At 39.9% G+C, this 23197-nt stretch carries 24 protein-coding genes and 1 tRNA gene; 20 read left to right on the top strand and 5 right to left on the bottom strand.

All coding sequences use genetic code 11. The annotated features are described in order from the left end of the window. Positions 1-128 precede the first annotated feature (128 nt). Entirely contained in the window at positions 129-1646 is a 1518-nt protein-coding gene (gpmI, locus tag ABS766_RS14925) for a 2,3-bisphosphoglycerate-independent phosphoglycerate mutase (protein ID WP_408085996.1), read from the bottom strand. 321 nt (positions 1647-1967) lie between these two features. Here gpmI and ABS766_RS14920 point away from each other — a divergent pair, with 321 nt between their 5' ends. Then, positions 1968-2687, top strand: coding sequence for a murein L,D-transpeptidase catalytic domain family protein (locus tag ABS766_RS14920; RefSeq protein WP_408085995.1), 720 nt, complete (start codon positions 1968-1970; stop codon positions 2685-2687). Between the two features lie 82 nt (positions 2688-2769). Here ABS766_RS14920 and ABS766_RS14915 read toward each other — a convergent pair whose 3' ends face one another. Next, entirely contained in the window at positions 2770-3210 is a 441-nt protein-coding gene (locus ABS766_RS14915) for a GNAT family N-acetyltransferase (protein ID WP_408085994.1), read from the bottom strand. Between the two features lie 127 nt (positions 3211-3337). On the opposite strand from ABS766_RS14915, the gene ABS766_RS14910 reads away from it, so the two are divergent. After that, positions 3338-3410, top strand: a tRNA-Gly gene (locus ABS766_RS14910). Between the two features lie 37 nt (positions 3411-3447). Here ABS766_RS14910 and pepE read toward each other — a convergent pair. Beyond that, entirely contained in the window at positions 3448-4155 is a 708-nt protein-coding gene (gene pepE / locus ABS766_RS14905) for a dipeptidase PepE (protein WP_408085993.1), read from the bottom strand. Positions 4156-4244: 89 nt separating this feature from the next. On the opposite strand from pepE, the gene ABS766_RS14900 reads away from it, so the two are divergent. From ABS766_RS14900 to miaE, 7 genes are all read left to right on the top strand, one after another. Then, complete coding sequence (locus ABS766_RS14900; RefSeq protein WP_408085992.1) at positions 4245-4973, top strand: hypothetical protein; 729 nt, start codon at positions 4245-4247, stop codon at positions 4971-4973. Then, positions 4960-5709: a hypothetical protein gene (locus tag ABS766_RS14895; RefSeq protein WP_408085991.1), complete on the top strand. Its 750-nt coding sequence runs from the start codon at positions 4960-4962 to the stop codon at positions 5707-5709. The genes ABS766_RS14900 and ABS766_RS14895 overlap by 14 nt, the downstream gene beginning before the upstream one ends. Then, positions 5702-6439, top strand: coding sequence for a hypothetical protein (locus tag ABS766_RS14890; protein ID WP_408085990.1), 738 nt, complete (start codon positions 5702-5704; stop codon positions 6437-6439). Before ABS766_RS14895 ends, ABS766_RS14890 begins: the two co-directional genes overlap by 8 nt. Next, positions 6429-7184 carry a hypothetical protein gene (locus ABS766_RS14885; protein ID WP_408085989.1) on the top strand — a complete coding sequence of 252 codons (756 nt, stop codon included), beginning with the start codon at positions 6429-6431 and terminating at the stop codon, positions 7182-7184. Before ABS766_RS14890 ends, ABS766_RS14885 begins: the two co-directional genes overlap by 11 nt. 62 nt (positions 7185-7246) lie before the next feature. Beyond that, on the top strand, positions 7247-8041 hold the full coding sequence (locus ABS766_RS14880) for an N-formylglutamate amidohydrolase (protein ID WP_408085988.1): 795 nt from the start codon (positions 7247-7249) through the stop codon (positions 8039-8041). Beyond that, on the top strand, positions 8041-9423 hold the full coding sequence (hutF, locus tag ABS766_RS14875; protein ID WP_408085987.1) for a formimidoylglutamate deiminase: 1383 nt from the start codon (positions 8041-8043) through the stop codon (positions 9421-9423). The genes ABS766_RS14880 and hutF overlap by 1 nt, the downstream gene beginning before the upstream one ends. 93 nt (positions 9424-9516) lie before the next feature. Then, positions 9517-10098 carry a tRNA-(ms[2]io[6]A)-hydroxylase gene (gene miaE / locus ABS766_RS14870; protein WP_408085986.1) on the top strand — a complete coding sequence of 194 codons (582 nt, stop codon included), beginning with the start codon at positions 9517-9519 and terminating at the stop codon, positions 10096-10098. A gap of 610 nt (positions 10099-10708) precedes the next feature. Here miaE and ABS766_RS14865 read toward each other — a convergent pair. Then, positions 10709-11122, bottom strand: a complete 414-nt coding sequence (locus tag ABS766_RS14865) for a hypothetical protein (protein ID WP_408085985.1) — start codon at positions 11120-11122, stop codon at positions 10709-10711. A 113-nt stretch (positions 11123-11235) separates the two neighbouring features. Between ABS766_RS14865 and ABS766_RS14860 the strand changes: the two genes are divergently transcribed. From ABS766_RS14860 to ABS766_RS14840, 5 genes are all read left to right on the top strand, one after another. Beyond that, positions 11236-11739: a DUF6702 family protein gene (locus ABS766_RS14860; protein ID WP_408085984.1), complete on the top strand. Its 504-nt coding sequence runs from the start codon at positions 11236-11238 to the stop codon at positions 11737-11739. Between the two features lie 2 nt (positions 11740-11741). Then, positions 11742-13994, top strand: a complete 2253-nt coding sequence (locus ABS766_RS14855; RefSeq protein WP_408085983.1) for a M1 family metallopeptidase — start codon at positions 11742-11744, stop codon at positions 13992-13994. 72 nt (positions 13995-14066) lie between these two features. Then, a complete protein-coding gene (locus ABS766_RS14850) occupies positions 14067-15107 on the top strand; it encodes a T9SS type A sorting domain-containing protein (RefSeq protein WP_408085982.1) in 1041 nt (346 codons plus the stop codon). 94 nt (positions 15108-15201) lie between these two features. Continuing rightward, positions 15202-15513: a Sec-independent protein translocase subunit TatA/TatB gene (locus tag ABS766_RS14845; protein WP_408085981.1), complete on the top strand. Its 312-nt coding sequence runs from the start codon at positions 15202-15204 to the stop codon at positions 15511-15513. Between the two features lies 1 nt (position 15514). Further along, complete coding sequence (locus ABS766_RS14840; protein ID WP_408085980.1) at positions 15515-16129, top strand: phosphatase PAP2 family protein; 615 nt, start codon at positions 15515-15517, stop codon at positions 16127-16129. Here the strand turns inward: ABS766_RS14840 and ABS766_RS14835 are convergent. Continuing rightward, positions 16088-16729, bottom strand: coding sequence for an O-methyltransferase (locus ABS766_RS14835; RefSeq protein ID WP_408085979.1), 642 nt, complete (start codon positions 16727-16729; stop codon positions 16088-16090). The genes ABS766_RS14840 and ABS766_RS14835 overlap by 42 nt on opposite strands. Positions 16730-16797: 68 nt before the next feature. On the opposite strand from ABS766_RS14835, the gene rlmN reads away from it, so the two are divergent. The 6 genes from rlmN to ABS766_RS14805 all read left to right on the top strand — a co-directional run bounded on the left by rlmN (position 16798) and on the right by ABS766_RS14805 (position 23195). Continuing rightward, complete coding sequence (rlmN, locus tag ABS766_RS14830; protein WP_408085978.1) at positions 16798-17850, top strand: 23S rRNA (adenine(2503)-C(2))-methyltransferase RlmN; 1053 nt, start codon at positions 16798-16800, stop codon at positions 17848-17850. 88 nt (positions 17851-17938) lie between these two features. Further along, positions 17939-18916: a polyprenyl synthetase family protein gene (locus ABS766_RS14825; RefSeq protein ID WP_408085977.1), complete on the top strand. Its 978-nt coding sequence runs from the start codon at positions 17939-17941 to the stop codon at positions 18914-18916. A gap of 226 nt (positions 18917-19142) precedes the next feature. Beyond that, a complete protein-coding gene (locus ABS766_RS14820) occupies positions 19143-20468 on the top strand; it encodes a T9SS type A sorting domain-containing protein (RefSeq protein WP_408085976.1) in 1326 nt (441 codons plus the stop codon). Between the two features lie 114 nt (positions 20469-20582). Then, entirely contained in the window at positions 20583-21776 is a 1194-nt protein-coding gene (locus ABS766_RS14815; protein WP_408085975.1) for an aspartyl protease family protein, read from the top strand. A 113-nt stretch (positions 21777-21889) separates the two neighbouring features. Then, positions 21890-22450, top strand: coding sequence for an RNA polymerase sigma factor (locus ABS766_RS14810; RefSeq protein ID WP_408085974.1), 561 nt, complete (start codon positions 21890-21892; stop codon positions 22448-22450). Then, the gene (locus tag ABS766_RS14805) at positions 22437-23195 is read left to right on the top strand and encodes a hypothetical protein (protein ID WP_408085973.1); all 759 of its coding nucleotides are present in this window, start codon (positions 22437-22439) and stop codon (positions 23193-23195) included. Before ABS766_RS14810 ends, ABS766_RS14805 begins: the two co-directional genes overlap by 14 nt. Positions 23196-23197: the final 2 nt, after the last annotated feature.

Below are 23197 nucleotides of genomic sequence, written 5' to 3'. Positions count from 1 at the left end.
ACATATAAATCAGTAAATAAAGAGAAATCAGAATTGATTATAAAAAAAAGGAGCTGTCCCTTTTGAGACAGCCCCTTGTATTATAATAAAGTAACTTTTCAGGCTTTACTTTGCTACAACTATGTAATTTATACAAGAGGGGTACGGGTCATTACTTCCGGTTGTGGTATGCCCATCATCTTTAAAATGGTAGGGGCAATATCTCCCAGCACGCCGCTTTTTACTTCTTTAATATCGTTATCTACAATAATAACCGGTACCGGATTGGTAGTGTGCGCCGTATTAGGGCTGCCATCGGGGTTTATCATGGTATCACAATTACCGTGGTCTGCCAGTACAATAACCGAATAGCCGTTTTCAACAGCTGCTTCAATAACGCCCTGTGCACATTCGTTTACTGCTTCGCAAGCTTTTATAGCCGCTTCAAACACACCGGTATGGCCCACCATGTCGCCATTGGCAAAGTTAAGGCATACAAAATCGGCTTCCTGTTTTTTGAGTTCCGGCACCAGTGCATCCCTAAGTTGGTAGGCACTCATTTCCGGCTGCAAATCATAGGTGGCCACTTTTGGTGAATTGCGCAAAATGCGGGTTTCCCCTTCAAATGGCTCCTCCCGGCCCCCGGAGAAAAAGAAGGTAACATGCGGATATTTCTCCGTTTCAGCTATGCGTATTTGTTTTTTACCGGCTTTAGATACTACTTCGCCCAGGGTTTGGCTCAGGTTATCTTTTTCATAAATTACATGTATGTCTTTAAAACTGGCATCATAATTAGTCATGGTAACATAGTACAGTTTTAGTTTGTGCATGTTTTGCTCGTGCACATCAAACTGGGTAAGCACCTCGGTTAACTGCCTGCCCCGGTCGGTACGGAAGTTAAAAAATATTACTACATCATCCGGTTCAATAATCGCTATTGGGTTTGTACCGTCGGTAGTCATTACAATAGGTTTTAAAAACTCATCGGTTACCCCTTCGCTATAACTCTTCTCAATACTTTCAACCGCATTGGTGCTTGGTATGCCCAGGCCGTGCACGAGCAGGTCATACGCCAGTTTTACACGCTCCCAGCGCTTATCACGGTCCATAGCGTAGTAACGCCCAACCAATGAGGCAAGTTTTGCATTTTTACCGGTAATATAATTTTCGAGGTCGGCTATAAATCCGGCACCCGATTTAGGGTCTACATCGCGCCCGTCTGTAAAGCCGTGTATAAATACCTTATCAAGCCCTGCATCCTGTGTGGCATCAATAAGGCCTTTAAGGTGGTTGATGTGCGAATGCACCCCGCCATCTGAAACAAGGCCTAAAAGGTGTACTTTTTTATTGTTTTGCTTTGCGTATGCAAAAGCATCGGTTAACGTTTTTTCTTTTTCAATAGATTTATCTTCTACCGCAAGGTTAATTTTTACAAGGTCCTGGTAAACAATACGTCCGGCACCTAGGTTCATGTGCCCTACCTCACTGTTGCCCATCTGTCCTTCCGGTAGCCCTACATTAAGCCCATCAGTACGCAGGGTAGCATTGGCATACTTTTTATATAAACTATCAATAAATGGAGTGTTTGCATTGTCAATTGCAGATACTTTAGGGTCAGGGGAAATTCCCCAGCCATCAAGTATCATTAAGATAACTTTTTTATTCATATTCAATGTATTAAAAGGGGTTTTGGCATGGTTTTAGCATTATTTTAACCAAACAAGGGTTAAAGTTACTATAATTTACCTGAGTTTTATGTTTATAATGGGTTAAACTTTAACACAGTTTGGATAATATTTTGTTAAACGTTGTGTTTTGAAAGTAGCTTATTTGACAGGAAGATGATAAGGAACGGCACAGCATTATAACGATGCCTGCCAAATGATAAATGTTAAATATTTGATTTTAACATAATTGCGTTTGTTTTTTCAATGTTTGTTGGTTTACTTCGCAATTCCGTTAAAGTTTTACTAAATTAAATTACACACATGGTTTACAACTTTTTTACGTCAGTTTTATTTTTATTCTTTTCTTTTAGTACAACAGCGCCAAAAACAATTACTACAGCACGTACTGCTGCGGTTGTTGCTTCAGTTGATAAAGCCGAAGCCGTAACTGCCGAATCTTTATATGAAAATATAAAAGCCAACTCGGCTTCAGTACCGGCATTTACTTGTTTTTCAACCGCTATAAAAGGCTTTAACCGCCTTAAACAAGAGGGTAAAATTGAAAAAGACTTACTTACAGTTATAGACTTTAGTAAATCATCTAACACAAAAAGGCTTTGGATTATTGATATGGCTACCCAAACGGTGTTATATAACACACTTGTAGCGCATGGCCGTAATAGTGGTAATGAGTTTGCCAATCAGTTTAGTAACGACCCAAACTCTAACAAAAGCAGCCTTGGTTTTTATGCCACCGGCGAAATTTATACAGGTAAGCATGGTGAGTCTTTACGCCTTGACGGTCTTGAAAAAGGTATTAATAGCAATGCCAGGGCAAGGGCTGTTGTAATGCACGCCGCCGATTATGTGTGCCAAGATTTTATCAGGCAACACGCAAGGCTTGGGCGTAGCCTTGGGTGCCCGGCATTACCTAATAAGCTTAATAAAGAAATTATACACTTAATAGAAGGCAAATCGTGCCTGTTTATTTACCATCCTACAAAAAAATATGCAGCAAGCTCTAAGCTGTTGGCATCATAATTTTTAAAATTACTGGGTACAGGTTATATAGAGTTGCCATCCGTGTTTTACGTACGGATGGTTTTTTTTGCTTGTGTTTTTTCTATATAACAGCTTTGTGCATTACACTGTGTATGCCCACGCCTTCTATTAAAAAAGGCGCTCCGTTTATTAAATATCCGACTTTTTGGTAAAACCCCAGTGCATTTTCACGCGCGTTGCACCAAATACGTGTTGCACCGTTTGCTGTGGCATGTGCCTCTGCTTTTTTAAGCAGGGCATCTCCAAACCCTTTTTTCTGGTGCCCGCGCAATATGGCCATACCGCGCACCTGATATTGCTCTTTTTCGGTAAAAAGCGGGTTAGGTGTTTTAAAAAGAGATATAATACCTGCAAGTTCATTGTTAGTAAATAAGCCAAAATGTATGGTGTCTGCGGCTTCATCGCCTGCAAAAACACATCGTTCTACAGGCTGCCCTGGGCGCAATACCTCCTGGCGTATGGGGTGTGTTTGTGCAGCAGTAATAATTTTTATAGCGTACATATTTGAAAATCAGTATTAAAAAGCGGGTTGAAAAAATGATGTTTAAAAAGGCGGAAAATAACCAGTAAAAAAATGCAAAAAAGCTTGCAGGTGCAAAAAAATATTAATTATATTTGCATCCACATTTGCGGAAGTAGCTCAGTTGGTAGAGCTCCAGCCTTCCAAGCTGGTTGTCGCGAGTTCGAGCCTCGTCTTCCGCTCAAAAGCCTGAAACAATCGTTTCAGGCTTTTTTATTTTTATTTCAGCCAGCTAATATCACTCTCTGTTTCCAGTTCTTCCGGTGCTTTACCCTGGCGGAAAAGCCTTGCCGGCAAATCGCCTTTTAGTATCACCTTATTGCCTTTTACTTCCAGCCAGCTGCCTTCGCGCAATCCAAGCACCGGCTGTGTATTAAACGCATGAAACTCTTTAATGCGGGTTTCGCGGGTTTCGCCCATGTGGGTAGAACCTTCTACAGGGTCCAGGTAATGCGGGTTAAGGTTAAAAGGTATAGCGCCAAGCGTTTTAAAGCTGGGCGGGTATATAATGGGCATATCATTAGTGGTTTGCATGGTAAGGCCACATATATTGCTGCCTGCACTACTGCCCAGGTAAGGTGTGCCCTTCTTTATAATTTCTTCCAATACAGGCATGGTTCCCGTTTTGTATAGCTGCGTCACCAAAAGGAAGGTGTTACCACCGCCCGTAAACACCGATTCAGCGTCGGTTAATGCCTGCGTGGGCTTTTCAAACTCGTGCAATCCTTTAACGGTTATGCCTAATTTTGCAAAAAAACCGGCAGCCTTTTTAGTATAATCATCGTGGCTCATGCCACCCGGGCGGGCATAAGGTATAAACAGTAATGATTTACATCCTTTAAAATGTCCCTGTAAGGCAGGCATGAGGTATTCCAGGTAGTTACCCCCGTGTAAAGTTGAGGTGCTGGCAATAATTAGTTTTTTCATTCGTTTAAATGTGTAATAAAAAGTAAAGGTACAAAGAATAGCGCAGTCTGTTTTTTGGAGGTATTTTTTGTTGCACTAACCCGCTTTATATGTATAGAAAGATTTTTTTCTGCCTGTTTCTCATACTCCCTTTTTGCCTTGCTGCGCAAAGAAAACCGCTTAAAGGAAAAGTAGTATCTGATTTTGATGACCTTGAGGGTATTTATGTAATTAATAAAACAGCCGATTCATCAGCAGTTACACAAAGAGGCGGATACTTTACCATCAGGGCACAGGTAAACGACACCCTTATTTTTTCTGCACTGCAGTTTGAAGCTGTGGATGTAGTGGTAACTGACGAAAATTTTGGACAGAACCTTTTGTTTGTGCCGTTAGAGCCTATGCAAAGGGAATTGCAGGAACTTATTATTGTAGATTACAGCCATATAAATTCAGAATCATTAGGGCTTGTGCCTAAAGGGCAAAAACAATATACCCATGCCGAAAAACAGCTGGCGACAGCCAGTTCCGGAAAAATAAACCACCTAAGCCTGGATCCCATTATAAATGCCTTTAGCGGCCGCACTGCCATGCTGGAAAAGGTAGTGGAAACAGAAGGCAAAGAAAAACTAATGGAAGAAATAAGTTATCTTTATGATGAGAAGCAAATGCAGGATAAATTTGGTATACCCACACAGTATATAAAAGGATTTTTATTTTATTTGGTAGAAAATAAGCACTTTATAAAAGCAATGGATGCCGGTGATGAAAAACAAATTGAATTTATGGTTACCGGCCTGGCAGAAAAATTTCTGAAAAGTCTGAATGGAGAAGATTAAAAAAATATTTTTTTTTGTGCTGCTAAGCGCATCAGCCGGATTTGGCCAGGTGCGCGATACCCTTAATGGCAGGGTAGTTTCAAACAACCAGCCTATGTTTGATGTGTATGTTATTAATAAAACAACCGGGGCAGAGGTAAAAACAAATCATCAGGGTAATTTTAAACTGCCGGCCAAACCCGGCGATGCCCTTGTGGTGTACAGTGATAAAACCCAGGTGCGCGAGTTTGCCGTGTGGAAAGAATCAATACAGCAAAACCCGTATATTATTGCGGTAGAGTATAAGGGGTTTGAGCTTGAAGAAGTAGTGATAAACGATACCCTAAATGCGGAATCTTTAGGGCTTGTACCTGATGGACAGAAAAAATATACCCCCGCTGAGAAGAAAGTATATACCGCAACCGATCTTAATGTGGTAAAAATATTGGGTATTATACCAGTAGGTATGTCTTTAGACCCGCTTTTAAATGCCATAAGTGGCAGGACCAAGGCACTGAAGAAAACGTTGGCTACAGAAAAAAAAGAGTATGTTATAGATAAGATATACAGCCTGTTTAGCGAAAAAGAGCTAAAATCGTTTAATGTGCCGGAAGAATATGTAAAGGGCTTTATATTTTATATAGTAGAAGACGAAGGATTTACGAATGCTATAAAAGCAGAAAACACCGAATTGGTAAAATTCAGGATACAGATACTATCAGAAGAATATACAGAATTATTACGTAAAAATGAGTAAACTATATTTTACATGCCTGCTATGGGTTGCCTTTAGTTATACGGTTACAGCACAGGAACGTGCCCAGCTTGAGGGTCGTGTTTTGGGTGATAACGGCCCGGTTAATGATGTATATGTAATTAACAATGTTACCGGGCAGGAAACCAAAACCGACAACGGCGGCAATTTTACAATAGAGGCCAAATCTGGCGATAAGCTGGCAGTATATGGCAATAAAACCCGGGTGAGGCAATTTGTAATTTCAGAAACATCGTTTACAGAAAAACCTTTTTTGGTGTCGGTAGAAGAATCGGCATATGAGCTGCAGGAGGTAGTAGTAGAGGGGCAGGCTGTTACCAGTGAGTCTTTAGGGTTGGTGCCCGAAAACCAAAAACAGTATACCCCGGCGGAAAAAAGAATGTTTACCGCCACAAGTATGCCGTTTGATGCACTAATTAATGCCATATCGGGGCGTACTAAAATGCTTAAAAAAGCATTAGAAACTTCGCGAAAAGCAGAAATGATAAGCACTCTTAACGGCTTGTTTACCGAAAATGAGATAGCAAAATTTGATATACCCAAAGAGTATATAGACGGTTTTCTGTTTTATATTGTAGAAGATGCACAATTTGCTGATGCCGTTCAAAGCAATAATGAGGAGCTTATGAAGTTTCATATGCACAGCCTTGCCGAAAAATTTATAAAAGAAATGGAACTGCAGGAAACAAAACCGAAAGATAGTGAAGAATAGTAACCGCATATTATTTTTTACTGTCCTGCTGTTTGCTATTACGGCAGGTGCAACAGCACAACAAAGGGAATTACTAAAAGGTAAAGTAATAACCGATTCTGTGAGCGTATCATACCTTACTGTACAGAACCTTACCACAGGCAGGGCAACAGTAACCGATGCTGAGGCTGTGTTTACCATTTCGGCACACGCAGGTGATACACTTTTCTTTTCCGGTATGCCCATTCGCGATTTGAAATTAGTACTAAAAAAAGCAGACTTTAAAGAAGCGCTTTTTGTGGTACGGGCAGATGTTAATGTTATTATGCTTGATGAGGTGGTGGTGCACAACCTTACCGGCAACCTGGCAGTTGACAGTAAACGGAGCAATATTGCAGTATATAAACCGGAGTTTGATACCAGACAGATTAATAAAGATATTATTTCAGGCGGCGGTGCTGCTAATGGCAGTATGAATTTTATTGCCATTTATAAAATGGTCGCCAAAAATAAATCTAAAATACCAGACACCAAACCGTATGTATCAGACAAGCCTTTTACAGTTAAGGTAAGGGAGTTGTATGAAGATGAATTTTTTGTAAAAACGCTCAAAATTGAGAAAGAAGACATTCCGATATTTTTACAATATTGTGCGCCGCAGGGAAGTGACTGGTTGCTAAACCCTAAAAATGAATTACAGTTAATCACCTATCTTACCGATAAAAGTTCGGCATTCCTTAAAGAAAAAACCTTCCGCCAGGATTAAATGCCCTATTTCGGCTATCGGTTACAAAAACCGTAACTTTGTTTTTCTAAAATCAAGCCGAAATGGATATTTATCATATTACGCCCCCCACAGCGCCAAAAGTTCCTATTATCATCAGCTCGCCACACTCCGGTACTTACTTTCCACCGGAAATAAAGCAAAAGCTTTATCCTGAAAAAGCAGCAACACCTGATGATACTGATTGGTTTATCGACCGCCTGTATGATTTTGCCCCTCAAATGGGTATCACACTAATTAAGGCAAATTATAACCGCTGGGTGATAGACCTTAACCGCGACCCGGAAAGCAAACCATTGTATACTGATGGCAGGGTAATAACCGGCCTTGTGCCGTTTACTGATTTTAACGGCGACAGGCTTTATACTGATGCGGAACCTAATGAAGCAGAAATAGCCCAACGGATAGAAAAATATTATCGTCCCTATCACCAAAAGGTGGGGGAATTGTTGCAGGAAACTAAAAATGAGTTTGGCGTTGCCCTTTTGTTTGATGCACATTCTATAAAAAGAATGGTGCCGGGTATACGCAAAGAGGCGTTTCCTCAACTTATACTGGGCGATAATGATGGGGCATCTGCATCTGCCAGGATAATAGAAATAGCCTTTGAGGCATTGAGCGAAAGCAGTTATGAGGCTACGCATAACCACCCGTTTAAGGGAGGGTATATTACGCGTAGCTTTGGTAAACCGGATGAAAACATTCATGCGCTGCAGCTGGAAATGTGCAAAACCAATTATATGGACAGTACCGAAAGTGTATATAGCGAAGAAAATGCTGAAAAAATAAGGGAAGTGCTGCAACAAATGTTTGTTCAACTTATAAAAGCAGTGCAATAATGGCGGGCAAAATATATACTTTTAAAGGTCTGCTTACCGAGAATGGATGGCTGCAAAATGCTGTAGTACAACTTGATGCAGCAGGCAATGTTTTGTCAATAGCAGAAAGTGCTGAAAAGAGCGGAGAGTATATAGATGGTTATGCATTGCCTGGTTTCCAGAATGCCCATTCCCACGCGTTTCAATATGCAATGGCCGGGCTGGCAGAATTGCATCTGGATACCGCTGCCCAGGATGATTTCTGGAGCTGGCGTAATGCTATGTATGGCCTCGCCCTTACCCTAAACCCGGATCAGCTTGAAGCTGTTGCTGCTATGTTATATAGTGAAATGGTACGGCATGGTTATACGGCAGTGGCAGAGTTTCATTACCTGCACCATGATCAAAACGGGCAACCGTATGCCAACCTTGCCGAAATGGGCGAAAGGCTTATTGCCGCGGCACAAAAGGTAGGGATACGCATTACACTGGTACCTATGTTTTACCAGCAGGGTGGTTTTGGGCAACCCCCGCTTGAAAGGCAAAAAAGGTTTATTTCTAAAACCATTAATGACTATTATAAACTATTGGAAAGCAGCGAAGCAGCTGCAAAAAAATACGCTTATGCCAATACAGGGGTAGGCATACACTCGCTCAGGGCGGTAAAGCCAGAGGATGTAAGAGAAGTTTGTAATACACTTGACGGTACCAAACCGTTTCATATACATGTTTCAGAGCAATTAAAAGAAATTGAGGACTGCTTGGCGTATCATGGCAAACGCCCTGTACAATGGCTTTTAGACAATTGCCCGGTTAATGAAAATTATCACCTGGTACACGCCACCCACCTGGATGACAGCGAGGTAAAAGGCATAGCCCAAAGCGGTGCCCATGTAGTGCTTTGCCCAAGTACAGAGGGTAACTTGGGCGATGGCTTATTTAGGTTTGGCGACTTTAAAAAGCATAACGGCAAATGGAGCATTGGTACTGATAGCCACGTTGGGTTAAACCCGTTTGAAGAGTTACGCCTGCTGGATTATGGCCAGCGCCTTGTAACACACAGCCGTACTACGTTTGTAACCCCGGATAGCGGAGACAGTGGTTTTAATGCTATAAAAATGGCCTGGCAAAGCGGCCGGAGTGCCATGGGTTCAGCTAACAGCCATTTTTTTGAAACCGGGCAGCCTTTTGATGCCGTGGTAATCAAATCAGGTTCGCCACTTACGGCAACGGCTGCTACCCGCCACCTGTGTAACACTTTTTTGTATAGTTCAGATGTTTCTGATATACAAGGTACTATGGTAGGGGGCAAATGGGTGGCTTTTCACACCTCGCAGTTAAATCGTGACACTATTGTGAACGATTTTATAAAAACAATGGAAGAGTTAGGTACAAGGAAGTAATTTTTTTTATTGCTACAGTAGTATATTAAAATGAAAAATATGCCTTTTGCCTGCAACCTATAATTATGTATTTTTGGCAAAAATTGTTATATCATGCTTGGACTGAAACTTTTAACCGACCCCCGTTGGGCCAATATAGCCGAAGGCAACCTTGAAGAAATACTTACTGACCATGCCTGGTGCGAGCAAAAGGCGGCATCAAATGCTATTTATTTGATTACCAATAATTCCGAGCATTTGGATTTTGTGCAGAAAATGGCAGAAATCGCTATGGAAGAAATGGAGCATTTTAAAATGGTAACCGATATTATAGAACAACGGGGCTATACATTAGGCAGGGAACGCAAAGATGATTATGTAAATCAGCTTATGAAATTTTGCAGGAAAGACGGCAGCCGTAATATGTCATTTATAGACCGACTGTTGTTTGCGGCCATGATAGAAGCCCGTAGCTGTGAGCGTTTCAGGGTGTTGTCTAAAAATATTAAAGATGAAGAACTGGCAAAATTTTACCATGAACTTATGGTAAGCGAAGCCACACATTACACCACCTTTTTAAACTTTGCCCGAAAATATGCCACAGATGTTGATGTAGAAAAACGCTGGGCAGAATGGCTAGAGTTTGAAGGGCAGCTAATACAGAGTTATGGTAACTCGGAGGCTATACATGGGTAGTTCACTTACTTTTTTGAAAGATACCTGTTCTTTTTGATTGAATTACTGAGGTTTATCTTAAGGATAAAGGGAAATGTAAATACAATAAGCCAAATCATTGTATTGATTGGCAGGAGGTTATAAATATAATTGATGCTAAATAATAAGCAGCAATATACAATACATAGTACAGATTTATTTACTGCTACCTGTTTTTCAGAGTAGCGTTTTATATGTGTTGTTTTATTTTCTTTAATGCGGGTTTTAAATTCTTTATAATTTTTATTTTTAGTGGGGAAAAAATTTGCAAGTAACATAACATTTTGAAAGGTATATATAGAAGAAACCCCTAATAAAAAGTAGCTTAAACCTAAGGCTATATTGCTTAAATCAGTATTAAGCCCTATATCTCCAAAACTGTAAATATTAAAAATATTATCAATGGCAATTGTAAGCATTATAAAGGTTGTCCAGATGCTGAGCCATAACCTTGTAGTTTTAGTTAATTTAAGATTTGACAATGCATGTACGAGGCAAAATACAGTAAAGCCAAATGTAATTAAAGCTATAATGTTTAAAACTAAACTGTTTGAAATAAGATGATACTTTTCGGATATCCAGTAAATAAAACTCAGCGAAAATAATAATGATGTGCCTTCGTCAAGGGGATAATTGTCTTCTTTTTATTTGTAATGGTGCTTAAAAGTAAAAAAAAGCCTAAGAACACATAGGGCCACCAGGTTAAATGTTGTTCAAAATCATATATGCGTTCGTGTTTACCCTTTATAAAAGTTATTAAGCTAAGGGCATATGCACCTGCAAAGTCTATTATAAACGCTTCTCTGTCTGGTTTTAATGAGTAGCCTTCGTAAGCAACTCCTGCAAATAAGGCAATAAGGCTAATAGAGAAAAATTTAGATTCAGAAGTGCTTATTGTGTATATAATATATAATGTAAGGGTTATAATAGCAACAGCAATTATTCCAAGTATAGTAATAAATACTAAGGAACCATTTGATATATTTCTTTTTTTTCTTTTTGCCACACTTCTTAGGGTATTAAAAGCCTCAAATATATCAAACTAATTCAACATGTTTAAAAGTAATATTTTGATTTTTGAATGATGTATAATTCCCTTATGTTTGTAGTTTATACGTTATGAAGAAGTTATTCGGTTACATTGCCTTATTCATACTTGCCTGCACCCTCACCTCGTTTGTGATGCACAAGTACTATGTATCGGTGTTTCAGTTAGATTATTCCCCCGAAAAAAAGAGAATAGAAGTTATTGCCCGTGTATTTGTAGACGACCTTGAAAAAGCCCTTGATTCCCATTATAATAAAAAAACATACATGGACACTTCGCAGGAAATTCCACAAGCTACAACATACATCAAGAATTATTTTTCAGATAATATAAAGCTTAAAATTAACGGGCAGGCTCAAAAATTAAAATACATAACCCGAGAGTTGGATGATGATACCGAAGTATTGTATTTTACGGTTCCGGCACCGGAAAAAGTAAAAACACTTTGGATGGAAAATAAAATATTGTTTGAACTTTTTAACGAACAGCAAAATATAATACATACCCGGGTGGACGACCAGAAAAAGAGCCTGCTCCTTACCACAGGCACCCCTTCGGGCACAGTTGAATTTTAATTATGAAGAAATTATTTTTTATCCTTTTAGCATTTGCCGCATTTCAGGCAAACGCACAAGATACCCCGACAAAAGAAAGACAGCCGGGCCATACCGATGAAACCGCTTTTAAGCAGATGTATGACCTGTTGGCTACCCCAAACATGTTTCGCACTGCATCGGGCGCGCCGGGGCCGGCGTATTATCAGCAGCAGGCCGATTATAAAATGGATATTGAGCTTGATGATAAAAATACGCGCCTGTATGGTACAGAAACTATTACATACCACAACAATGCGCCTGAAGCTTTAGAGTACCTGTGGGTACAACTTGACCAGAACCGACGTGAAAAAAACTCTATCACAGCGCAGGAAAACAGCCAGAAAATGAACCCTGCCTATAAAGCAGAAGGCTTTGCAAAAGATTTTTTGCAGGACGCTTTTGATGGTGGTTTTAAGCTGGAATATGTACAGGATGCCAATGGCAAGCCTATGGAGTATGTGGTAAACCAAACCATGATGCGCATAAACCTGCCGCAACCCCTAAAGCATGGCGAAACGGTTTCTTTTTCTATAAAATGGTGGTACAACATTAATAATTACAGGGTGCTTGGCGGGCGTAGCGGTTATGAACATTTTGATAAAGATGGTAACAACCTGTATGTAATAGCGCAGTTTTACCCACGCATGGCGGTGTATAATGATGTAGAGGGCTGGCAAAACATGCAGTTTTGGGGCAATGGGGAGTTTGCGCTTCCGTTTGGTGATTTCGAAGTAAATATTACCGTACCGGCAGACCATATTCTTGATGGTACCGGCGAACTCCAAAACCGTAAAGAGGTATTAACAGCAGCACAATACAAGCGTTACCAGGAGGCAGAAAAAAGCTTTGATGCCCCGGTTGTTATAGTAACCCAGCAGGAAGCCGAAGCAGCACAGAAAGGTTTTTCCAATAAAAAGAAAACCTGGCAGTTTAAAGCGCAAAACGTGCGCGATTTTGCTTTCAGCTCATCACGTAAGTTTATTTATGATGCCATGGCTGTAAAATTAGGAAGCAAAAATGTTATGGCTATTTCACTCTATCCGCCCGAGGCAAATCCGCTTTGGGGAGAAAAGTCAACCCGTATCGTGGCACATACATTAAAAACCTATTCAAAATATACCTTTGATTATCCTTATCCTAAAGCCATATCGGTTTCAGCCGAAGACCAGGGTATGGAATACCCCATGATATGCTGGAACTATGGCCGGCCTGATGAAAATGGCGTTGTGAGCGAGCGTATTAAATACGGTATGGCCAGTGTTATCATCCATGAGGTGGGGCATAATTTCTTTCCGATGATTGTAAATTCTGACGAAAGGCAATGGACGTGGATGGATGAGGGCCTAAACACATTCCTGCAATATTTAACAGAGCAGGAATACGAACAAAACTATCCTTCAAGCCGTGGCCCTGCGGCTAAAATAGTGCCGTATATGAGTGGTGACCAAAATTTTATTTCGCCTATTATGACGAATTCCGAAAGTATACACCAGTTTGGCTCTAATGCCTATGGCAAGCCTGCAACCGGGCTGGTAATGCTACGTGAACTTATAATGGGGCAGCAATTGTTTGATTATGCTTTTAAAACTTATGCCAACCGATGGAAATTTAAGCACCCAACGCCCGAAGACTTTTTCCGCACTATGGAAGATGCTTCTGCGGTTGACCTTGACTGGTTTTGGCGGGGTTGGTTTTATACCACCAATTATGTAGATATGGGCATTGAAGAGGTAAAATCGTATTACATAACAGAAACCCAGCCGGAAGGTATGAAAGACTATACCGTAAGAAAAGGCCGTTTTGGGCAGGATGCAGGGCCGTTTTTATATATGGTTCCCCAGGGTCCTGATGCTAATAAAATTAATACATCGGTTAATTATAACGATATAAAGCTGTTAAAAGAGTATATACAGCAAAAACTTACACCTGAGGAACGTGCCGCTTTAAAGCAGCCCAAATATTTTTATGAGGTTACCTTTAGTAAACCCGGGGCCATGCCTATGCCGGTTATAATACAGTTGCAGTATGAAGATGGTACTGATGAGGTGTTTACCTATCCGGCACAAATATGGCGTATGGATAACAAAACTGCTTCAAAGGTGTTTGCTACAGAAAAGCCGGTTAAAAAATTTCAGCTTGACCCTAAATTACAAACAGCCGACATAGATATTACCAATAACATGTGGCCAAGAGAAGCAGTGCCTTCCAAATTTGATGCAGTAGAAAAAAAATAATTTTGTTGAGCCAAAGGGTTGATAATGATGGTTTTGTTTTATATTTGAAAAAAACCAAATTTTATACCACAGATGAAAACAAAATTACTTTTATTTCTTTTAAGCTTTTCTTGTTTTGCCGTATTCGGGCAAGAACAGGTAAATATGTTTTATACCTACCCTAGCATCATGTCATCACCCGAAGTTACAGAGGCAGTAGATAACTATGCGCTGGTTAGCTCTGAAACTATTGACGAAAGTCAGGACGGTGAAAATGTAGTATGGAATTTTGATGACCTGCAGCTTATTACTTATACACATACTCAGTTCAGGCCCGCTACAACTGCCGAAGTTGAAGAATACCCGGCTGCTGACTTTGTTGTTGAAACCTTTATTGATGGCCAGGAAGACCCTACAAGCTACATGCTTTCTATGGATGAAAATATGCTGTCTAATGTATATTTTGTTGGTGGAGATATGGGAGGATATAGCGTTAATTATACAGACAACGCTTTTATTGGCAACTTTCCATTAAGCTATGGGTATATAAACACAGACGAAGTTGAAGGTACTTATCAAGCTGCTATAGGTATCTCTGGGACTTTCACTGGTTTTGCAACTGTAGAAGTTGATGCTTATGGTACACTAACGGTAAACCAAGGGGTAGCCAATAATACTCCTGTTGTACGCATGAGGCTTATTCAGACACTTTCTATAAATTATATGGGATTACCCGCCGGCCTTATTACCCAAAATATTTATAATTATTACGATGTCTCAGAGGGCAGTGTAACCCCAAACCCTATATTCCGGATTATATCAACAAATGTAGATATACCTGCTTTAAGCTTAGATGAAACCACGCGGTCTTATGAATCGTATATAGATACAACTGCGGGTACACAATCGTTTAAAAGGGTAAACCTTGCTATAGCACCAAACCCTGTAGGCGATGTGCTCCACATTACTGGAGACACACAAATACAATCTGTAACTGTAACCGATGCTGCCGGAAGGATAGTAGCCAGCGGAACCGGAAATGATATAGCTGTAAGCCATATAAGTACGGGCATATATTATGTAACGGTTGAAAATGGGCTTGGTAGGCAGGCTATAAAAATGGTAAAAAAATAGGCAAACACTTAGGTGGCCCATGTTTAATTTTTGCTAAATCCTCTCCTTCCTGTTAGTACTTTATATATCTTTGTAATAATAAAATTATCATGTTATGTTTGGAATAGGAGGAGGGGAACTAATGTTTGTACTGCTTGTGGTACTGATGCTCTTCGGTAGCGACAAAATTCCTGAAGTGGCCCGTGGCATAGGCCGGGGTATGCAGCAATTAAAAAATGCTACTAACGACATTAAGTCTGAAATACAAAACAGTGCAGATATAGACGGTATAAAAAAATCATTTACAGAAATAGGCAACGATGCCAAAAACCTTGGTAATGATGTAGCTTCAGAAATTGATAAGGCTAAGGAAAATGTAAAAGAAAACATTGAAGACATGTCGGGTCCTATAAAACGTAACTCATAGCATGCTCGAAAAACTGCTCGAACTTGACAGAAACCTTTTTGTATGGCTAAACTCGCTGGGAAGCGAAACGTTTGACCCGCTTTGGATTATAATAACCAAACAGGTAAGCTGGATTCCCATTTTTGCAATTATATTATGGCTTGCCTTTAAAAGGCTTGGGTGGCGCCATGCCGTACTGGTTATTTTTTGTATAGCAGTGCTGGTAGCGTTTACAGACCAGACCACCGTTTTTTTTAAAAATCACTTTCAAAGGCTAAGGCCTCAAAACAACAGTGATATTGCTTCTTTTGTAAGGGCAGTGCAGCACCGCAGTTCCTTCAGTTTTATGTCGGGCCATGCCGCTTCGTCAATGGCGGTGTCATTTTTTCTGTATAAAGTATTACACCCGTATTTAAAATATATGGGCTTCTTTTTTATATGGCCGGTGTTATTTGCCTATAGCCGTATATACCTTGGGCTGCATTACCCGGGCGATATTTTAGCAGGGTACCTTTGGGGGCTGCTTTCGGCATGGTGTATGCTAAAATTGTATGCTTACCTTCGTAACCGTTTCTTCCCCGTACAAAAAGAAGCGTTAGATCACCCTGCTAACAGTGAGCCCGTCTCTAATGGGTAGCAATACCGTTTCTACACGCGGGTCTTCTTTTATCATTTGGTTATATTCTAACAATGCCTTGGTGCTAAGGTCATTTGGCTTTAAAGGCTCCAATACCTTGCCGCTCCATAACACATTATCGCTCAAAATAATGCCGCCTTTGTTCATAAGGGGTACTATTATATTCCAGTAGTTTGGGTAGTTAGGCTTATCGGCATCAATAAATACCAAGTCAAACTTTTTGTCAAGGGTTACAATAATATCCAGTGCATTACCCAAATGTTGTATTATCTGGTTATTATAAGCCGATTTTTCAAAATATTTTTTCTGAAAATCATACAGCTCTTCATTGTGGTCTATGGTATCCAGTGTACCGTTATCCTGCAGGCCTTCGGCAAGGCACAAAGTGGCATAGCCGGTATAAGTGCCAATTTCCAGTATATGCAGTGGGCGTACCAATTTAGAAAGCATACTCAGTACCCTGCCCTGAAAATGCCCGCTAATCATACGGGGCTGTAATATTTTCTGAAGGGTTTCGCGGTTAAGCGCTGCTAAAAGTTCCGGTTCATTTTCGCTGTGGCTGGCAGCATAGTTTTCAAGCTCTTCACTAATAAAATGCATGGTAAAGGTTTTGCGGCAAAATTACGCAACAAATTATCAAATACATAAATAGTTAGTACCTTTGCGGCATGCAAACGGAAAAAAAGGATATAAGGGCACTTACAAAAGAACAGTTACGCGATTTTTTTGTGGCACATGGCGATAAGGCTTTCCGTGGCAACCAGGTATATGAATGGTTGTGGAATAAGCGGACGCATAGTTTTGAAGATATGACCAGCCTGTCTAAGGCCACCCGGCAAATGCTGGAAGATAATTTTGTGATTAACCACATACGGGTAGACCAGATGCAGCAAAGCAGCGATGGCACTGTAAAAAATGCCGTACGACTGCACGATGGCCTTGTGGTTGAAAGTGTGCTTATTCCCACTAATACCCGCACTACGGCCTGTGTAAGCAGCCAGGTAGGTTGCAGCCTTGATTGTAATTTTTGTGCCACAGCCCGCTTAAAGCGCATGCGTAACCTTAACCCCGATGAAATTTATGACCAGGTAGCCGCCATAGACGAAGAAAGCCGCCTGTACCATAACCGCCCCCTCAGCAATATTGTGTTTATGGGCATGGGAGAGCCGCTCATGAACTATAATAATGTGCTGAAGGCTATAGAGAAAATCACCTCGCCCGAAGGCTTGGGCATGAGCCCGAAACGTATTACGGTTTCTACTTCGGGTGTGCCAAAAATGATAAAAAAACTGGCTGATGATGAGGTAAAGTTTAAGCTGGCAGTATCACTCCATTCCGCTATAGATGATGTACGCTCACGCATTATGCCGTTTAGCGAAAAATTTCCGCTGAAAGATTTGAGGAAATCGCTGGAATACTGGTATAGCAAAACCAAAAGCCGCATAACCTATGAATATGTGGTGTGGAAGGGTATTAACGACACCAAGGCTGATATTGATGCCTTTGTAAAATTTTGCAAATATGTACCCTGCAAAGTAAACCTGATAGAGTACAACCCAATAGATGATGGGGAATTTCAGCAGGCAGATACGGAAGCTATTAACGCTTATATAGCCGCACTGGAAAAAAATAATATTGTAGTAAAAGTACGCCGCAGCCGCGGAAAAGATATAGATGCTGCCTGTGGGCAGCTTGCCAATAAAAACGAAGCAGTAGGCTAATTTCTGTTTAGCAGTCCAAACTTGTGGTACAGTTACTTTGCTACTTTAACTTTAAAATTAACAAAGTACTTTTATATCTTTGCAGTGCATGAAAATTACGGAGCAGATAAAGCAGCCTATTGCCAGAGAGATGGAACTTTTTGAAAAAAAATTCCATGAATCCATGTCATCTAAAGTGGCCCTGCTTAACCGCATTACCTATTACATAGTAAACCGCAAGGGCAAGCAAATGCGCCCTATGTTTGTGTTTCTTTCTGCCAAAATGGTTAGTGGTGGCCTGGTTAATGAGCGCACCTATCGAGGGGCTTCGGTAATAGAACTTATACATACCGCTACACTGGTGCATGATGATGTGGTGGATGACAGTAACCGCCGCCGTGGTTTTTTCTCCATCAATGCTTTATGGAAAAATAAAATTGCTGTTTTAGTAGGCGATTACCTTCTTTCTAAGGGATTATTACTGAGTATAGATAATGGCGATTTTGATTTGCTGCGCATAATATCGGTAGCTGTACGCGAAATGAGCGAAGGCGAACTGCTTCAAATAGAAAAAGCCCGCAGGCTGGATATCACCGAAGAGGTGTATTACGAAATTATCCGTCAAAAAACGGCTACCCTTATAGCCGCCTGTTGTGCGTTAGGTGCCTGTTCTGTTAAACCGGAAGGAGAAGACACTGCAACCATGCGACGCTTTGGCGAACTTATAGGCATGGCTTTCCAGATAAAAGACGACCTTTTTGATTATACCGAAGATGCCATAGGCAAGCCTACCGGTATTGATATAAAAGAGCAAAAAATGACATTGCCGCTCATCTATGTGCTTAACAATTGCACAAAAGACCAAAAAAAGTGGGTTATCAACTCCGTTAAAAACCACAATAAAGACAAAAAGCGTGTAAAAGAAGTTATTGCATTTGTAAAAGAAAAAGGAGGTCTTTTATATGCAGAGCAAAAAATGCTGCAGTTTCGTGATGAAGCACTTAATCTGCTTACCCCATATCCCGAATCTCCGTACAAGTCTGCATTGCAACTTATGGTAAAGTATGTAATTGAGCGTAAAATATAATTAATCTTCTGGTTTTACCACAACACATACAGTATGTTTACCTATACATTGCCTCAACAATAACGTTGTATTTCGCAATTATCAATAGCAATATGTCGCTACAAGCAAGAGTTTTTGTGCATAGTTTTAAAATACTTTAACTTGTATAGTATTTGTATTGGAGAATTGTTGATTTTAACATGTATTTATTTGTAGATTCATAAAATAATCGATATAAAATTAATTTATGAAAAAAATTTACCTATTTACAACACTGTTTTTGGGGATTACTGTAATGAGTGCTCAGGAAAACATCAATTTTGAAGCTACCGGAAATGGTACAAATTATACATGGAATGTATTTGAAAATGATACCAACCCACCTTTAGAGTTTGTAGCCAACCCGGACCCCTCAGGTATTAATACCTCTTCAATGGTGGCGAAATATACAACTCTTGAAACAGGTATGCCCTATGCAGGGTGCGAAACATCGCATGAAATGGGAATGGCCGATTTTGTATTGGATGCCGAACACAGTACGGTTAAAATAATGGTATATAAATCGGTAATAAGCAACGTGGGTATTAAACTGGTTACACCAGGCTCAGCTGCATTGCCGGAGGTACTTGTTCCAAATACCGTTATCAACCAATGGGAAGAACTTACATTTGATATGTCGGAATCTTTAGATCTTAACGAAGGCCCATTTGACCAGATAGTAGTTTTCCCTGATTATTCTGGCACACCGCGCACATACGGAACAATTACCTATTTTGATAACATAACCTTTGGAACCGCAGAAAATATGGATGATGTACCTATGACGGCTGCGCCAGACCCAACCTGGCCGGAAGGTGATGTAATATCAATGTTTAGTGGCGTGTATACTAACGTAGCGGTTGATACCTGGCTTACTGAGTGGTCTGCCGCCGGTTTAGTTGATATTCAGATTGAAGGTAATGATACCAAAAAATATACTAACCTTAATTATGCAGGTATAGAAACAGTAGCTACACAAATTGATGCCTCTGGAATGGAATATTTTAATGTAGATGTGTGGTCGCCCAACTTTACACAGTTGCGTATAAAACTGGTAGACTTTGGTGCCAACGCTGTTTATGATGGAGCCGGTGCAGGCGATGATGTAGAACATGAAATTACTTATGCAACCCCGGCACAATCACAATGGATAACCTATAGCATACCGTTGTCAGATTTTACAGGTCTTACTACAAAAGAGCATATATCCCAGCTTATTTTTTCTACCGATAACCTTGCTACGGTATATGTAGACAATGTGTTTTTTAGTAAAAACCCTGTTTCAGCAACTACGGCCTTTAATAAGTCAGCTATAAAAATATACCCTAACCCGGCAACCGATGTGCTGCATATACGCAGTACCACTGTTATTGATGGTATTACTGTGTACAATACATTAGGGCAGGAGGTATTGCAGCTTGCGCCAAATGCCGAAACAATAGCGGTAGATACAGCTTTGCTGGCTAAGGGTGTTTATAGTATAACCATCTCTTCAGAAGGCAAAACATCAAATCAAAAGTTTATAAAGAGCTAATTCTCTTAAGTTTATAGCAAAAAGCTGCCTTTTGGCAGCTTTTTTTTGTCCTGAAGTTTTATTATTTATATTGCAAACCCTTATATTTGAAAAGGTTAACCAAAAATTGTATAAATGAAAATATATAACTTATTACTTCTTTACTTACTTACCTGTTGGGGCGCCAGTGCGCAGCCGGACTCTTACACAGCTTTTAAAACGGAAACAGATTGGGCCGCAACCGGTTTTTATTATGAAATACCTTTTGAATATAAACAAAACGCAATAATAATTAAGGCAGATATTGGAGGAACATTATATGATTTTATTTTAGATACCGGTGCAGGGCTTGTTATAAGTGATGAGATAGCACGGGAAAACAACCTTAGTGTTGTATCTCAAAGAACTATTGCGGGGGCTAATAACCTTCGTCAAAAAGTAAAAGTTGTTAAGATAGACAGCCTTAAAATAGGCAAGCTTACATTTCGTGATTATGACGCCGATGCAATGGATTATATTGATTCCGGTTTAACGGAGTGCACCGTTGGAAATGGCGGTATTATAGGGTACAAAATAATGCAAAATGCGGCCTGGCAGATTAATTATAAAAAAGGTACTATTAGTATAGCAGATGGTGTTGTTGGCATGCCTAACCTGTCAAAGGCCGTAAGACTGCCTTTAGAAATTAAGAATTCAATTCCGTTTGTCGATATTAAAATTAATGGTAAAAAGGAGAGGGTGGTGTTTGATTTAGGGTATTTTGGGTCACTCTTACTTAATAAAAAAGGATTTAAAAGGTATAAAAACCTGCATTATGTAACAATAGAAGGCTCTTATTCAGAAGGTATAAGCGGCCGAAAAAAGGATACGTTTAAGATATATAAGGCTGATACTGTAAATTTAGGTACTGCAAGTTACACTAACAAGGCATTTGCGGTGAGTGACCAGATTGTTTTCTCTTTATTGGGCAATAAACTTATAAAAGATTTTATAGTAACTATAGATTATAAAGGCAGTTCTATTTACCTTACACCCTATGTAGATGCCAGCCTGGATAAAGGGTATACAGATTTTGATATTACCCTTAGCTATGATGATAACAAATTCATTATAGAAACAATAATTGAAAATTCTGAATCCGAAAAAATGGGGCTTAACACAGGCGATGAGGTTGTGGCAATAAATGGAAAGCCAATAGAGTGCCATAACACATGTGATTGCCAGGATTATTTTTTTAATTTACTGCACAATAGCGAAGAACTAAAAATTACTGTACTAAAAGAAGGGATGCCAAAAGAATATACACTGAAAAAAAATAAAATATTTTAATCAATGATTTTTTTTAATCTTCATGCAACCTTTTTTTAAACTGGCGCGTCTATGCTAATAGAAACCGGTTGATAATAAAAAAACCGGTAAGCAATAACCAACAACAATACGCTGTGAAAGTAATAAAATTACATCAGGAAGAGCGCGACATTATAGAGCAGGCAGCGGCCAACAACCGGCACGCGCAGCATAAAATCTATAATACGCATGCTCCTAAAATGCTGGGTATTTGCAGGCAGTATATAAAAGACCAGCAACAGGCCGAAGATGTAATGATAACTGCTTTTATGAAGGTATTTACCAACCTTAAAAATTTTGAGCATAAAGGCAGTTTCCAGGGGTGGATACGCAGGATTATGGTAAATGAATGCATATCGTTTATCAGGGTGCAGAAAAAGGTAGATTTTTTAGAAGATAAATTTTATGTAGAAGATACCTTTAATAATATAGAAAGCCACTTTTCGGTAGAAGACATACAATCGTTGATTGACGGCCTGCCCGAAGGATATAAAATGGTATTTAACCTGTATATTATAGAAGGTTACAAACATCAGGAAATAGCCCAAATGCTCGGTATAAGTGAGGGTACATCAAAATCGCAACTCTCACATGCCAGGAAAATGCTGCAGGAACAGGTTATCAAATTAAAAAATTATGAAAATGGAACAGAATAAGCTGGAAAAGCAAATTAAGCAAAAACTGGAGCAGCGCACCATACAGCCCGGGCCTGCCGCGTGGGACAGGCTTGATGCCATGCTTTCGGTAACCGAAAAAAAGAAAACACCCAACAGGGCATGGTTATATATGGCGGCTTGTTTTATAGCATTGTTAGTAGGCGGCGGTATATTTTTAAACCAGCAAGAGGGGCAGCAAAATGTTATAGATAATAATACCAATGTAGTTATACATCAGGAACAGCAACCGGAACCGTTAGAGGGTAAACCTGAAGTGTTTAGTAGCGAAAGTACACATGATATTGTTGAAGACATAACCCCTGAAACTCAAATACACAAAAACACAGCAGTAGCACAGGTAAGAGTTTCTAAACAAAATAAAGGCTTAAATACAGCAACACAGCAAAAAGAACAATTACAGCCGTTAGTTGTAACACCGACAGTAATTGATGAAACTCCTTTTACAAAGGCAGTAGCACAACAAGAGGTAAACAAAAATAAAATAGAAGTAAATGCCTCTTCATTACTGGCTTCGGTAGAAACTGATATCGCTCTTGAGCAAGTGCTTACTACTGGAAATAGTAAAATTTCAGGCAACAAAACCCGTGTGGCTATAAATTCAAACTCTTTGCTTACTTCTGTAGAAGGTGAGCTTGACGAAAGCTTTAGGAGCAAAGCCCTGCAAACAGTGGTAAAAAACTTTAATGCTGTAAAAACATCTGTAGCTAACAGAAATCACAAATAAAA

Origin of the sequence: Flavobacterium rhizosphaerae, assembly GCF_046000445.1 — a bacterium.
GTDB lineage: Bacteria > Bacteroidota > Bacteroidia > Flavobacteriales > Flavobacteriaceae > Flavobacterium > Flavobacterium rhizosphaerae.
This window is presented reverse-complemented; position numbering and strand designations above follow the sequence as displayed.